Origin of the sequence: Caulobacter sp. ErkDOM-C (assembly GCF_048541825.1) — a bacterium.
GTDB lineage: Bacteria > Pseudomonadota > Alphaproteobacteria > Caulobacterales > Caulobacteraceae > Caulobacter.
Genome location: NZ_CP183332.1, coordinates 1,817,175 through 1,829,945 on the forward strand (window position 1 = coordinate 1,817,175; position 12,771 = coordinate 1,829,945).

At 65.3% G+C, this 12,771-nt stretch carries 15 protein-coding genes; 12 read left to right on the plus strand and 3 right to left on the minus strand.

Going from position 1 to position 12,771, the window contains the following annotated elements; all coding sequences use genetic code 11:
* Positions 1-2 precede the first annotated feature (2 nt).
* From ACN2C8_RS08870 to ACN2C8_RS08920, 11 genes are read left to right on the plus strand one after another with little or no spacing between them, the layout of a single operon-like run.
* Complete coding sequence (locus tag ACN2C8_RS08870; RefSeq protein WP_419255561.1) at positions 3-467, plus strand: Rrf2 family transcriptional regulator; 465 nt, start codon at positions 3-5, stop codon at positions 465-467.
* 2 nt (positions 468-469) lie between these two features.
* Complete coding sequence (locus ACN2C8_RS08875) at positions 470-1,603, plus strand: cysteine desulfurase family protein (RefSeq protein WP_419255562.1); 1,134 nt, start codon at positions 470-472, stop codon at positions 1,601-1,603.
* Complete coding sequence (gene sufB / locus ACN2C8_RS08880) at positions 1,603-3,072, plus strand: Fe-S cluster assembly protein SufB (protein WP_419255563.1); 1,470 nt, start codon at positions 1,603-1,605, stop codon at positions 3,070-3,072. Before ACN2C8_RS08875 ends, sufB begins: the two co-directional genes overlap by 1 nt.
* Complete coding sequence (locus ACN2C8_RS08885) at positions 3,069-3,371, plus strand: hypothetical protein (RefSeq protein WP_062146533.1); 303 nt, start codon at positions 3,069-3,071, stop codon at positions 3,369-3,371. The genes sufB and ACN2C8_RS08885 overlap by 4 nt, the downstream gene beginning before the upstream one ends.
* Positions 3,364-4,113, plus strand: coding sequence for a Fe-S cluster assembly ATPase SufC (gene sufC, locus ACN2C8_RS08890; RefSeq protein ID WP_419255564.1), 750 nt, complete (start codon positions 3,364-3,366; stop codon positions 4,111-4,113). Before ACN2C8_RS08885 ends, sufC begins: the two co-directional genes overlap by 8 nt.
* The gene (sufD, locus tag ACN2C8_RS08895) at positions 4,110-5,144 is read left to right on the plus strand and encodes a Fe-S cluster assembly protein SufD (RefSeq protein ID WP_419255565.1); all 1,035 of its coding nucleotides are present in this window, start codon (positions 4,110-4,112) and stop codon (positions 5,142-5,144) included. Before sufC ends, sufD begins: the two co-directional genes overlap by 4 nt.
* Entirely contained in the window at positions 5,144-6,370 is a 1,227-nt protein-coding gene (locus ACN2C8_RS08900; protein ID WP_419255566.1) for an aminotransferase class V-fold PLP-dependent enzyme, read from the plus strand. The genes sufD and ACN2C8_RS08900 overlap by 1 nt, the downstream gene beginning before the upstream one ends.
* A gap of 7 nt (positions 6,371-6,377) precedes the next feature.
* Positions 6,378-6,734 (plus strand): SUF system Fe-S cluster assembly protein, encoded by a 357-nt coding sequence (locus tag ACN2C8_RS08905; protein WP_419255567.1) that lies wholly within the window; start codon positions 6,378-6,380, stop codon positions 6,732-6,734.
* Positions 6,735-6,748: 14 nt separating this feature from the next.
* Positions 6,749-7,156 (plus strand): HesB/IscA family protein, encoded by a 408-nt coding sequence (locus ACN2C8_RS08910; RefSeq protein ID WP_419255568.1) that lies wholly within the window; start codon positions 6,749-6,751, stop codon positions 7,154-7,156.
* Positions 7,157-7,187: 31 nt separating this feature from the next.
* Positions 7,188-8,156, plus strand: coding sequence for a glycosyltransferase family 9 protein (locus tag ACN2C8_RS08915; RefSeq protein WP_419255569.1), 969 nt, complete (start codon positions 7,188-7,190; stop codon positions 8,154-8,156).
* Positions 8,157-8,173: 17 nt separating this feature from the next.
* Positions 8,174-8,569, plus strand: a complete 396-nt coding sequence (locus tag ACN2C8_RS08920) for a DUF6165 family protein (protein ID WP_419255570.1) — start codon at positions 8,174-8,176, stop codon at positions 8,567-8,569.
* On the opposite strand, the gene ACN2C8_RS08925 is transcribed toward ACN2C8_RS08920, so the two are convergent.
* Together ACN2C8_RS08925 and ACN2C8_RS08930 are read right to left on the minus strand one after the other, a co-directional pair.
* The gene (locus ACN2C8_RS08925; RefSeq protein ID WP_419255571.1) at positions 8,566-9,369 is read right to left on the minus strand and encodes an enoyl-CoA hydratase/isomerase; all 804 of its coding nucleotides are present in this window, start codon (positions 9,367-9,369) and stop codon (positions 8,566-8,568) included. The two genes, ACN2C8_RS08920 and ACN2C8_RS08925, sit on opposite strands and share 4 nt — an antisense overlap.
* 138 nt (positions 9,370-9,507) lie before the next feature.
* Positions 9,508-10,569 carry a GGDEF domain-containing protein gene (locus tag ACN2C8_RS08930; RefSeq protein ID WP_419255572.1) on the minus strand — a complete coding sequence of 354 codons (1,062 nt, stop codon included), beginning with the start codon at positions 10,567-10,569 and terminating at the stop codon, positions 9,508-9,510.
* Positions 10,570-10,755: 186 nt separating this feature from the next.
* Here ACN2C8_RS08930 and ACN2C8_RS08935 point away from each other — a divergent pair, with 186 nt between their 5' ends.
* Positions 10,756-12,213, plus strand: a complete 1,458-nt coding sequence (locus ACN2C8_RS08935) for a coniferyl aldehyde dehydrogenase (protein ID WP_419255573.1) — start codon at positions 10,756-10,758, stop codon at positions 12,211-12,213.
* 25 nt (positions 12,214-12,238) lie between these two features.
* On the opposite strand, the gene ACN2C8_RS08940 is transcribed toward ACN2C8_RS08935, so the two are convergent.
* Positions 12,239-12,496: a hypothetical protein gene (locus tag ACN2C8_RS08940; protein ID WP_419255574.1), complete on the minus strand. Its 258-nt coding sequence runs from the start codon at positions 12,494-12,496 to the stop codon at positions 12,239-12,241.
* Between the last annotated feature and the right edge of the window lie 275 nt (positions 12,497-12,771).

Genomic DNA, 12,771 nt, shown 5'->3' on the forward strand with positions numbered 1-12,771 from the left:
GCATGCGGCTTAGCACCAAGGGACGATACGCCGTCATGGCCATGACCGACCTGGCCAAACGCCAGGACGAGGGTGACGGCCGCGCCGTGGCCCTGGCCGAGATCGCTGCGCGTCAACAGATCTCATTGTCCTATCTCGAACAGCTTTTCGCCCGCTTGCGACGCAAGGGCCTGGTCAAGAGCGCCCGTGGTCCCGGCGGCGGCTATCGTCTGGCGCTCGAGGCCAGCGAGACCTGCATCGCCGACATCGTCCTGGCCGTGGACGAACCCCTGCGCGCAACCCGGTGCGGCCTGACCAAGGGCGGACCCAAGGGCTGCATGGCCGGCGGCGAGCGCTGCATGACCCATGACCTCTGGGAAGAGATGGGCCGGCAGATTCATGGCTACCTCGCCTCGGTGTCGATCGCCGACGTGCTTGAGGGCCGCTTGCGATCGGGCGCCAAGGCGCTGGAAATCGCGGCGGAGTGACCATGGCTCGCGGCTCCGTCTATCTGGACTATAATGCTACCGCGCCGATCCGCGACGAGGCGCGCGAGGCGCTGCTTCGCGCGCTCGAGGCTCCGGCCAATCCCTCGTCGGTTCACGCCGCCGGCCGCGCCGGCCGCGATCTGGTCGAGACGGCCCGCGCTCAGGTCGCCGCGCTGGTCGGCGTGCCATCCGGCTCGGTCACCTTCGTCAGCGGCGGCACCGAGGCCAACGCCTTGGCCATCGATAGCGCCCGGGCCGCAGGCTTCAGTCGGATCATCGTCGGGGCCACCGAACACGACGCGGTTGTCGAAACCGCCAAGGCCAGCGGCCTGCCGGTCGAGACCTGGCCGGTAGACGCCAATGGCTTGGCTCAACTGCCTTGGCTGGAAGCCAACCTGAAAGCCCCGGGCCGCGCCCTGATCTGCCTGATGCTGGCCAACAATGAGACCGGCGTCATCCAGCCCGTCGCTGAGGCTGCGGCTTTGGTGCGCGCCTTCGATGGCTGGCTGCATATCGATGCAGTTCAGGCAGCCGGCAAGATCGCCATAGATTTGTCCGCCCTCGGCGCCGACACCCTGGCGCTATCGGCTCACAAGCTGGGCGGGCCGCAGGGCGTCGGCGCCCTGATTGCCGGCACGCGCGCCACCCTGCATCGTCGCCAGCATGGCGGCGGACAGGAGCGCGGTCGCCGAGCCGGTACCGAAAATGTCGCGGGCATCGCCGCCTTTGGTGCGGCCGCCGATGCGGCGACGCGCGACCTGGCCGCAATGGTCGAGCAGGCCCACTGGCGCGACGCCTTGGCTGAGCGGGTCAAGGCGGAGGGCGCGGTCGTGCTCGGGGAGAGCGCTGATCGCCTTCCCCAGACACTCTGTTTCGCCGGCGAGGGCTTCGGCTCCGAGATCCAGGTGATGACCCTGGATCTGGCGGGCGTGATGGTCAGCGCCGGCAGCGCCTGCTCGTCGGGCAAGGTCAAGGCCAGCCGCGTGGTGGAAGCCATGGGTCGGTCAGACCTCGCCCCGTATGCCCTGCGGGTCAGCGGCGGCTGGGCGAGCACACAAGACGACTGGATTAAATGCGGCGACGCCTGGATCGCCGCCTGGAAGCGTATCGGCGCTCGGCGCCGGGAGGTGGCATAGTGGCCGCAGTTCAAGACACCGTCGAAGCCGTCGCTGCACTCGAAAAGTACGAGCACGGCTTCACCACCGATATCGATCAGGAGTTCGCCCCCAAGGGCCTCTCCGAAGACATCGTGCGCTTCATCTCGGCCAAGAAGGAAGAGCCCCAGTGGATGCTGGATTGGCGCCTTGAGGCCTATCGCCGCTGGCTTGAGCTGGAAGAGCCCGACTGGGCCAAGGTCAACTATCCCAAGATCGACTACCAGGACTCCTACTACTACGCCGCGCCCAAGACCAAGGAGGGGCCCAAGAGCCTCGATGAGGTCGATCCCGAGATCCTGGCCGTCTACGCCAAGCTGGGCATTCCGCTGCGCGAGCAGGAGGTTCTGGCCGGGGTTGAGGGCGCGCCGCGCTATGCCGTGGACGCGGTGTTCGACAGCGTCAGCGTTGTCACCACCTTCAAGAAGGAGCTGGCCGCCGTTGGCGTGATCTTCTGCTCGATGAGCGAGGCGATCCGCGAGCACGGCGATCTGGTGAAGCAGTACCTGGGCACCGTCGTGCCGACCTCGGATAACTATTTCGCCTGTCTCAACAGCGCGGTCTTCAGCGACGGCAGCTTCGTCTACATCCCGCCGGGTGTGCGCTGCCCGATGGAGCTCTCGACCTATTTCCGCATCAACGCCAAGGATAGCGGCCAGTTCGAGCGCACCCTGATCATCGCCGACAAGGGCGCCTATTGCTCGTATCTCGAGGGCTGCACCGCCCCGATGCGCGACGAGAACCAGCTACACGCGGCCGTGGTCGAGCTGGTTTTGCTGGACGACGCCGAGATCAAATACTCCACCGTCCAGAACTGGTATCCGGGCGATCCGGTGACCGGCAAGGGCGGCATCTTCAACTTTGTCACCAAGCGCGCCGACTGCCGGGGCGACCGCTCCAAGGTCAGCTGGACCCAGGTGGAAACCGGCTCGGCCGTGACGTGGAAGTATCCCTCCTGCGTGCTGCGCGGTGAGGGCAGCTCGGGCGAGTTCTACTCGATCGCCGTGACCAACGGTCATCAGCAGGCCGACACCGGCACCAAGATGATCCACCTGGGTGCCAACACGAAGTCGCGGATCGTTGCCAAGGGCATCAGCGCCGGCAAGTCGACCAGCACCTATCGCGGCCTGGTCAGCGCCCACCCCAAGGCCAAGGGCGCCCGCAACTTCACCCAATGCGACAGCTTGCTGATCGGCAAGACCTGCGCGGCCCACACCATTCCCTATATCGAGGCCCGCAACGGCCAGTCGGTGTTCGAACACGAGGCCACCACCACGCGCCTTTCGGACGACCAACTGTTCTATTGCCAGCAGCGCGGCCTGACCCAAGAAGAAGCCGTGGCCCTGCTGGTCAACGGCTTCGTCAAGGAAGTGCTGCAACAGCTGCCGATGGAGTTCGCGGTCGAGGCTCAGAAGCTGGTGGCGATCAGCCTGGAAGGAAGCGTGGGATGATCCCTGTCCGCTTCGGGCTGAACGACAAGGAATACAAGTACGCTCGCCAGCTGGCCTACCAGGCGGCGCACGGCACGTGGATCAATCCGTATGGCGACGAGGCCCCGCTGATCGACCGCTGCGCCAAGCTTCTGGCGAAAGGCAATGCGGACGCCGCTGCCGAGCGCGCGCTGCTGACTGAACTCCTGAAACTCGCCGCCTACAGCCCCGAACATGAATGGGAGGCGCCGGCCCTGACCGGCAAGCCGACCACCTTCGCTATCCAGACGCTCGAAAAGATCACGGCTTTCAATGCTTAATATCCAAAACCTCCACGCCCGCGTCGAAGACAAGGCCATCCTCAAGGGCGTCACGTTGAACGTGCCGGCCGGCGAGGTACACGCCATCATGGGCCCGAACGGGGCGGGCAAATCGACCCTGTCCTATGTCCTGACCGGCCGTGGCGGCTACGAGGTCACTGAGGGCTCAGCCAGCCTCAACGGCGAGGACCTTCTGGCCCTGGACGCCAATGAGCGGGCCGCCAAGGGCCTGTTCCTGTCGTTCCAGTATCCGCTTGAGATTCCTGGCGTTCCCGCCCTGACCTTCATCCGCACCGCCCTCAACGCCCAGCACCGCGCGCGGGGCGAGGACGAGATCGCCGCCCCGGCCTTCCTGAAGCTGGCCAAGGAGAAGGCCGCCTCGCTGAAGATCGACTTCGAGATGCTTAAGCGCGGACTGAATGTCGGCTTCTCGGGTGGTGAGAAGAAGCGGATGGAAATCTTTCAGATGGCGATGCTTTCGCCGAAATTCCTCATCTTGGATGAGACCGATAGCGGCCTGGATATCGACGCCCTGAAGATCGTCTCCGAGGGGGTCAACGCCCTGCGCGGTCCCGAGCGCGGCATGCTGGTGATCACCCACTATCAGCGCCTGCTGGACTACATCAAACCCGACCGCGTCCATGTGCTGGCCGCCGGCCGCATCGTCGCCTCTGGCGGGCCGGAACTGGCCCTGCAATTGGAAGCCGAAGGCTACGACAAGTATGCGGGCGCCGCAGCATGAGCCTGGCCTCCGCCATCAAGACCGGCGACCTGACCGAACTGCCCTCGCGTCGCGACGAGGACTGGCGCTGGACCGACCTTCGGGGCCTGATCCGGACCCTGCCGCCAGTCTCGCCGAAGTTTGAGGGTGATGTCGGATCCGGTCCGTTCGTGGCCAATGAAACGCATGCGATCGTCAATGGCCAAGGGGCGATCGACCTGACCATCGCTGCGGGCGAGACCCGCGTCGTGGCCCTGCGCCTGATCTCGGCCACCGCGGCGATGGCCCATGCCGGTCGCGTCAGGATAACGGTGGGCGAGGGCGCGAGCCTGACCCTGCTGGAAAGCCACGAAGGGCTGGCGGACGGCTATCTGGCCGAAATCGCCGTCGACATCCGCCTGGCCAAGGATGCCGTCGTCGAGCGCATCGTGCTTGCCAGCGACACCGCTGAAGCTGTCTCTGTGGTCGACGCCGAGGTCGCCCTGACCGCCGGCGCCAAGTACGCACAGACTATCCTCACCACCGGCGCCCGCCGCCAACGCATCGAGACCCGCGTCGCTCATCCCGGCGCCCATGCCGATCTGCGGCTGGACGGCATCTATCTGCTGGACGCCCAGCGCCACGCCGACCTGACCACTCAGGTCACCCACGGCGGCGTCGAGGGGACGACCTCGCAACTGACCAAGGGCATGGTCGCCGACCAAGCGCGGGGCGTGTTTCAGGGGCGGATCATCGTCCAGCCCGGCGCCGACCAGACCGACGCCCGCATGGGCCACCACGCCCTGATCATGTCGGACAAGGCCGAGGTCGACGCCAAGCCCGAGCTGCTGATCTTCGCCGACGACGTCGCCTGCGCCCACGGCAACACCATCGGGGCCCTGGACGAGCAGGCGATCTTCTACGCCCGCCAGCGCGGCATTCCCGAACTGGAAGCCCGCGCCATGCTGACCGAGGCCTTCGTCGGCGAGGTGGTCGAGCGGATCGCGCATGATGCGGCCCGCGAGGTCGCCCGCGCCTGGGTCGCCCAGCGCCTTGGCCGGAGCATTGTCTGATGGCTTTTGACGCCCCCTTCGATGTCGAGGCGATCCGCGCCCAGTTCCCAATCCTGGCGCGAACGGTTCACGGCAAGCCGTTGATCTATCTGGACACCGCCGCCAGCGCTCAGAAGCCTGACGCGGTGCTGGACGCCATGATGGGCCTGGCTCGGACGTCCTACGCCAACGTCCATCGCGGCCTGCACACGCTAGCGAATGAAACGACCGAAGCTTATGAAAAAGCGCGGGAAACAGTCGCTAAGTTCATCAACGCCGAGCCGAACGAAATCGTCTGGACCAAGGGCGCGACCGACGCCATCAATCTGGTGGCGTCTTCGCTTGGGCTGTCGCTGCAGGCCGGGGACGAGATCGTGCTCTCCGAGATGGAGCACCACGCCAACATCGTTCCGTGGCACTTCCTGCGCGAGCGCAAGGGCGTGGTCCTGAAGTTCGTGCCGGTGCTGGACGACGGCCGCCTCGACATGGAGGCTTATGAGGGTCTGCTGTCGGAGCGCACCAGGATGGTAGCCCTGACCCACATGTCCAACGTGCTGGGCACGGTCAATGACGTGGCTGAGATCGTCCGCCTCGCCCATGCCGCCGGGGCCCCCGTGCTGCTGGATGGATGCCAGGGCGTGGTCCACACCCGGGTCGACGTAAAGGCCATGGACGTCGACTACTACGTCTTCTCCGGCCACAAGCTCTACGGTCCCACCGGCATCGGCGTGCTCTATGGCAAGGCCGACCGCCTGGCCGCCCTACCGCCGTATCAGGGTGGCGGCGAGATGATCGCCTCGGTGTCGATGGACGTCATTACCTATGCCGACCCGCCGCATCGCTTCGAGGCCGGCACCCCGGCGATCCTTGAGGCGGTCGGTCTGGGCGCAGCGATCGAATGGCTGAACGGTCTGGATCGTGATGCCGCCTTCGCCCACGAGCACGCGCTTTACGATCGGGTCGCAGAGCGTCTTCAGGGCGTCAATGGCCTCAGGATTCTTGGCACGGCGCCCGGCAAGGGCGCGGTTCTGACCTTCACGATCGAGGGCGCCCACGCCCACGACATCGCCCAGGTTCTGGATCGTTACGGCGTCGCCGTGCGGGCCGGAACCCATTGCGCAGAGCCCCTGATGCGACGCTTTGGCGTCACCTCGAGCGCGCGCGCCTCCTTCGCCCTTTATAACACCCAGGCCGAGGCCGATGCGTTCGTGGACGCTCTGGCCAAGGCCCGCAGTTTCTTCAGTTGAGCCCTTCATGACCGACGCCGCCGTTCCCGAGACCCCCTCAGCCCTTCCCAAGGAAGAGCTGGCCAAGCTGACTGACCTGCTGATCGAGAAGCTGAAGTCGGTCTTTGATCCGGAAATCCCGGTCGACATCTATGAGCTGGGTCTGATCTACAAGGTCGACGTCAGCGACGACAAGGACGTGGCCATCGACATGACCCTGACCGCGCCGGGCTGCCCGGTGGCCGGCGAAATGCCGGGCTGGGTCAAGGACGCGGTGATGGAGATTCCAGGCCTGAAGTCCTGCACCGTCGATCTTGTCTTCGAGCCGCCGTGGGACCCGTCGCGGATGAGCGACGAGGCCAAGCTGCAACTGAACATGTTCTGATCGGTCAAAACGCCATGGAAGCCGCCCTCACGCCCCGCCTTCGTCGCCCCCGCCCCAAGGTCGTCACCCTGACCGACGCTGCGGCCGCGCGCGTGAAGGAGATCATGGTCCGGAAGGCTCTTGAGGAGCCCGACAAGCCCTATGCCGGCCTTCGTGTCGGTGTGAAGAACGGTGGCTGCGCCGGCTCGGAATACGTCTTCGACTATGCCCTCGAGAAGAACCCGCTGGACGAGGTGATCGAGGACAAGGATGTCACCATCCTGATCGATCCCAAGGCGGTGCTGTTCCTGGTCGGCACCGAGATCGACTACGAGACCACCAAGCTGTCGTCGAAGTTCGTGTTCAACAATCCCAACGAAACCGACGCCTGCGGCTGCGGCGAGAGCGTGACAATCCAGCCGGCCGTCGAAACCGCAGATTGACCCCGAAGACGCCGACGGCCTAATCCAGCCCATGGTCAAAACGATCTTGGTCTATTCGATGGGTGAGGTGATCGGCGACGGGCTGATCAAGCTGCCCTTCATCGCCGGCTTGCGGGCCGCCTTTCCAGACGCCTGGATCACCTGGTGCGCCGCCAAGGGCCAGACAGTCTACGCCGGACCGCTTAAGGCGGTCGTTGAGGGCTATGTCGACGAGATTCTGACTGACGGCCCGACGGGCGCCGGAGCCTTCGACATCCTGCCATGGGTAAAGCCGTTCGGGGGCCGCAGGTTTGACCTCGTCATCGACACCCAGGAGAACCTGCGCCGCAGCGCCGTGGCCCAGCGCGCGGCCGGCGCCTTTGTCTCAGCGGCGCGATTGGCGCGGACCAGGGACTGGCCCGTGGCCGTGACCGATCGGCTCGCCAGGCTCTTGGCCCTGGCCTCGAACGGGCAGGGCGCGCCGACGCCGATCACCCTGACCCATCTCGACGCATTGGAGGCTGCTCGCGCCCTTCTGCCCAATGGTCCGACCTATGTCGGCCTGGCGCCCGGCGCCGGCGGGCAGGACAAGCGCTGGCCGCTGGAGCGCTATATCGCCCTGGCCCGGCATCTGGAGACCGTCGGCGCGACGCCCGTGTTCTTCTACGGGCCCGACGAGGTCGAGGATGCAGCCCGCACGCGGCGCGAGGTTCCGGCGGCGCGCTATCCCGAGCTGGATCGTCGCGACGCCTTTCCGCATGTGAAGGGGCCCCTGTTGGTCATCGCCCTGGCCGGCCGCCTGAGCGCCGCCGTGGCCAATGACGCCGGCCCGGGCCACATGCTGGCGGCCGGCGGCGCGCCGCTGCTTTCCCTGCAGAAGGACGCCCGCAAGGCCCTGAAGTTCCGCCCGGCCGCCGCGAAGCTTGAGATGCTGATCGCAGGCGACTACGGAGACGACATGGCCGCCCTGCCCAACGAGGCGGTCGAGGCCGCGCTCACAAGATTGATGAGCCGCGCCTGATGTCTGGAGTCGCCTGAATGCCTATCCTCGCACCCATCTCGGCCGGCGAACTGATCGACAAGATCACCATCCTGCGCGTCAAGGCCCAGCGCATCGGCGACGCGGCCAAGGAGGCCAATGTCCGCAAGGAGTTGGCCCTGCTGGAAGCCACGGCGCTGTCGCACATCCCGCCCGGCGCTGACATGGAGCGCCTGACCGCCGACCTGACGGCCGTCAACGCCGCCCTGTGGGACGTCGAGGACGGTAAGCGTGATTGCGAGCGTCGCCAGGACTTTGGCCCCGACTTCGTGGCCCTGGCGCGCCGCGTCTATATCGAGAACGACCAGCGCGCCGCGATCAAGCGAGCGATCAATGCGGCGGCCGGTTCCGATATTGTCGAGGAAAAGAGCTACAAGCCCTATCTCGCGGGTTAGCGTCCCTTGAACGCTGCGGCGCGCTTCTGAAGGAAGGCGCTGACGCCCTCGATGAAGTCTTCGGTCTTGCCGGCAAACTTCTGGGCCTTGCGCTCAGCATGCAACTGGCCGTTCCAGTCGGTATCAAGGCTATCCCACACCAGCTTGCGGATTGCGCCCAGGGCTACTGGGCCGTTGGCAAGCTCCCTGGCGATCGTCGTGGCGGTGGCGATGAGTTCGCCATCTGGCACGCAGCGATTGACCAGACCCCACTCAAAGGCCTTGGCGGCCGAAATCCTGTCGCCCAGCAGCATCATTTCCATGGCCCGCGCCTTGCCGACCAGTCGTGGCAACAGATAGGTCGAGCCGCCGTCGGGCACCAGGCCGATGCGACGGAAGGCCTGCAGGAAGTAGCCGCTTTCACCGGCCACGATCATGTCGCCCATCAGGGCCAGCGAGCAGCCTACGCCGGCAGCCGCGCCATTCACGGCGGTGACGATCGGATAGGGGAAGTCCCGCAGAGCGGTCATCATCGGATTATAGACGGTTTCCAGCGCTGAACCGGCGTCCGGCTTGCCGTCCACATCGAGTTCGCGAGCGGCGGGACCGCCGCCCGAGAGATTCGCGCCCGAACAGAAGCCGCGGCCCTCGCCGGTGATGATCAGCGCGCGCGCCACGATCTTTCCGTGGGCGATCGCGGCCAGAGCATGGGTGATCTCGCGCGCCAGATCCATGCTGGCGGCGTTCAGCGTCGTCGGATCGGCCAGGGTAATGGTCGCGACGCCGTCCTCGGCGGTTAGGCGAATCTTTTGATAGTCCATGGCGTCCTCCCAAGGCTTGGCGCTCTTTGGACGATAGCTAGGCGCCACTAACCCGGGGGAAGGCCAGAGGGTTTTTCATGCGAAAACGCCGCCGTTCGCGAAAACGGCGGCGCTGACGGTTTTCAAAGAGGCAAAAGCCTAGGCGGCGTTGGCTGAAGCCGGCTTGTTTTCGGCCGAGCTGACCTTGTTGCGGCCTGTGCGCTTGGAGGCGTACAGGGCGGCATCCGCGCGTTCCATCAAGGAATGGCTGCTTTCGTCCTTGGCCCGTTCGGCGAAACCCGAGGAGATGGTGATCGTGCCCAGGTCTTCATTGGTCGAACGGCGCTTGAGCATGCGGGAAGAAACCTCCTCGCGGATCTCTTCCAGGCAGCCAGCGACGATGCTCGACGATTCACGAGGGAAGATCATCGCAAATTCTTCACCGCCGTAGCGCGCAGCGAAGCGCGGCATGGCGGCGACCCGGCCGATGACGGATGCGACATAGCGAATGACCTGGTCACCGGTCTGGTGGCCCCAAGTGTCGTTGAAGCGTTTGAAGTGGTCGATATCGAGCACGGCCAGGCACAGGCTGGTGCCAGCCTCGTCGCCCTCAGAGCAGGCGCGGTCCAGTTCTTCGTCGAAAGCCTTGCGGTTGGCCAGGTTGGTCAGACCGTCTGTCGTGGCGTCGCGGCGTACCTGCTCCAGGTGTTCGCGCAGGCGGTCCACCTCGGCGGTCGATTCGGCCAGGCGCGCTTCCAGCGACTGGTTTTCCTTGTGAACACGGCGGGTGGCCTGGGCCAGATTGGTGACCATCGACTTGATGGCGCCGACATCGGCGCTGCTGTCGAGATCCTTGGAAACCCCGTCCAACTGCTTGCCAAAAGCGGCGTTGGTCTTCTGGGCGTTCTGGATCGCCTTAGAGACCGATTCCAGTTCCTTACTTAGCAGGTCACCGGCGTCGCGGATCTGTTCATTCAGCTTGGCCTTGGGGAGGTAGGCCGCGGCGAGTTCCTCGCTGACCATTTCGGTCAGCGGCTCGCCAAGGGAAATGAGTCGGGTGAGTTCGCGCGCCAGAGCACCCTCGGGATCGGCCACGTAGTGGGTCCAGAGTTCGAAGTTGAGCGCGGTTGGCCAAACCTGATGGCGCTCCATCAGTTCCAGGGCGCGTTTCGCGATCTTGTAGGCCTCGGGGCCGCGCAGCGTAGTTTCGACGTCCGACATCTTTTCTTCCCCCGTCGGCGCGTTCCCGTAGCGAGAATGCCGATCGCTTGGAGTCGCAGTCTAGCTGCGAGAGTTCAAACGAGGCGTTAAGAGCGAACAAGGTTCTCTTGCGCTTCGCAATTTCGCCAATCATTGTGAACACTGATAAGGTGAGCCCCGCAGTGGGCCGGCGGGAGGATCGCGACCATGAACGCAACGACAAATCTAAAGCTCGACGCCCATAGAGCCGAAATGGATCAAGTACTGCAGCGCCAGAAGGCGGCGCATTTGCGCGATGGTCCCTGGTCTGCGGACCAGCGCATCGAACGCCTCAACCGCTGCATTGATCTGTTGATCGGCCATCAGGCGCAGATCGCAAAAGCGGTCGGTACCGATTTTGGGTCTCGCTCGCCCGAAGCCACCGCACTGACCGATGTGGCCGGGTCCATCGGGCCGCTGAAGTTCGCGCGCGACAATCTCGCCAAGTGGATGAAACCTCAGAAGCGCAAGACGACGCCTGCGATCCTGGGCCTGTTCGGAGCCAAGGCGGGGATCCAGTACCAGCCCAAGGGCGTGGTTGGCGTGATCAGCCCCTGGAATTTCCCGGTCAACCTGACCTTCGCACCTTTGGCTGGCATTCTGGCCGCCGGAAACCGCGCGATGATCAAGCCGTCGGAGTTCACCCCGGCGACGTCGGACTTGATGAAGGCGATGTTCGCCAAGGCTTTCACCGAGGAAGAGATTGCGGTCTTCGTCGGCGGCGCCGAGGCGGGGCAGGCCTTCTCCGGCCTGGCCTTCGATCATCTGGTCTTCACCGGCGCCACATCGGTGGCCCGCCACGTGATGCGCGCGGCGGCCGAGAACCTGGTGCCGGTCACTCTGGAACTGGGCGGCAAGAGCCCGGTGATCCTGTCGCGCGGCGCCGACATGGCCACCGCCGCCGCCCGGATCATGAATGGCAAGACCCTGAACGCCGGCCAGATCTGCCTGGCGCCCGATTATGTCTTTGTGCCGTCCGATCAGGTCGACAGCTTCGTGTCTGAAGCCAAGGCAGCCGTCGGCCGCTATTTCCCGACCCTGAAAGACAATCCGGACTATACCGCCGTCGTCGCCCAGCGGCACTTCGATCGGATCTCTGGCTATGTCGACGATGCCCGCGCAAAGGGCGCGACCATTGTCGAGATCAATCCAGCCGGTGAGGACCTGTCACAACAGCCGCACCGCAAGATCGCCCCGACCCTGATCCTCAACCCCACCGACGACATGGCGGTGATGCGAGAGGAGATCTTTGGCCCGCTGCTGCCGGTGAAGACCTATCAGAAGGTCGAGGAGGCGGTGGACTACATCAATGCCCATGACCGCCCTCTGGCCCTCTACTGGTTCGGGACCGATGAGGCCGAGAAGGACCGGGTGCTGGAGCGCACCACCAGCGGCGGGGTCACGGTCAATGACGTGATCTTCCACGTGGCCCAGGAAGAGCTGCCGTTCGGCGGCGTCGGCCCGGCTGGCATGGGCGCCTATCATGGGCACGACGGCTTCCTGGAGTTCAGCCATCGCAAGGCGGTCTTCCAGCAGTTGAAGAAGGACATCGCGCCGATGCTGGGCCTGCGTCCGCCCTATGGCGACGGCATCCGCAAGTATCTGGCCAGCCAGATCAAGCGCTGACCCGGACCCTGGGTGGTGGAAGGCCTCAGCGCCCCATCGCCCAGGGATCCAGCGGCTGTCGCGCCTCGTGGCGGACAAGACCGTAATAACCCGCCACCCAGACGATAACCCCGACGATCAGGCCGCCGATGAAGCCAATCGGCGTCGCGAACCAGAGTGTCAGGCTGGTCAGGCCCGTCGCCAGGCCGAGCATCGACCAGCGAAGCAGCATGTTGAACGCATGATAGGTGCGCTCATGTGCCAGCAGATCTGATGAGATTTGAGCTTCGTTTGCGGCTTGCATGCCAAGAACCTCCGAGAGGGCTCGGATCGGCCACGGCGTCGCGCGGGCGGCGCCTCGGCCAGAGCCGAGAACGCCGTTATCCTACGCTCATTTCACAGGAATGGCGACGCCTGCGCGTCGCCGTCCCGATCAGTCGTCGGACGAGACCTTGGGCAGACGCGGCGGAGCGCGCATCAGGAAGGCCGGGGTGTCTGAGCCAAAGCCCACAACGCGGCGGTCGTCGTCGTCCTCGCGGCCGCGCACCGGCTGAACGCCGCGCACGGGCGAGGCGGGGC

Bases quoted from the DNA above. Each gene is read 5' to 3' on its own strand.
- ACN2C8_RS08870 (WP_419255561.1), top strand. From the start codon at position 3: ATGCGGCTTAGCACCAAGGGACGATACGCCGTCATGGCCATGACCGAC.
- ACN2C8_RS08875 (WP_419255562.1), top strand. From the start codon at position 470: ATGGCTCGCGGCTCCGTCTATCTGGACTATAATGCTACCGCGCCGATC.
- ACN2C8_RS08885 (WP_062146533.1), top strand. From the start codon at position 3,069: ATGATCCCTGTCCGCTTCGGGCTGAACGACAAGGAATACAAGTACGCT.
- sufC (WP_419255564.1), top strand. From the start codon at position 3,364: ATGCTTAATATCCAAAACCTCCACGCCCGCGTCGAAGACAAGGCCATC.
- sufD (WP_419255565.1), top strand. From the start codon at position 4,110: ATGAGCCTGGCCTCCGCCATCAAGACCGGCGACCTGACCGAACTGCCC.
- ACN2C8_RS08900 (WP_419255566.1), top strand. From the start codon at position 5,144: ATGGCTTTTGACGCCCCCTTCGATGTCGAGGCGATCCGCGCCCAGTTC.
- ACN2C8_RS08905 (WP_419255567.1), top strand. From the start codon at position 6,378: ATGACCGACGCCGCCGTTCCCGAGACCCCCTCAGCCCTTCCCAAGGAA.
- ACN2C8_RS08910 (WP_419255568.1), top strand. From the start codon at position 6,749: ATGGAAGCCGCCCTCACGCCCCGCCTTCGTCGCCCCCGCCCCAAGGTC.
- ACN2C8_RS08915 (WP_419255569.1), top strand. From the start codon at position 7,188: ATGGTCAAAACGATCTTGGTCTATTCGATGGGTGAGGTGATCGGCGAC.
- ACN2C8_RS08920 (WP_419255570.1), top strand. From the start codon at position 8,174: ATGCCTATCCTCGCACCCATCTCGGCCGGCGAACTGATCGACAAGATC.
- ACN2C8_RS08925 (WP_419255571.1), bottom strand. From the start codon at position 9,369: ATGGACTATCAAAAGATTCGCCTAACCGCCGAGGACGGCGTCGCGACC.
- ACN2C8_RS08930 (WP_419255572.1), bottom strand. From the start codon at position 10,569: ATGTCGGACGTCGAAACTACGCTGCGCGGCCCCGAGGCCTACAAGATC.
- ACN2C8_RS08935 (WP_419255573.1), top strand. From the start codon at position 10,756: ATGAACGCAACGACAAATCTAAAGCTCGACGCCCATAGAGCCGAAATG.
- ACN2C8_RS08940 (WP_419255574.1), bottom strand. From the start codon at position 12,496: ATGCAAGCCGCAAACGAAGCTCAAATCTCATCAGATCTGCTGGCACAT.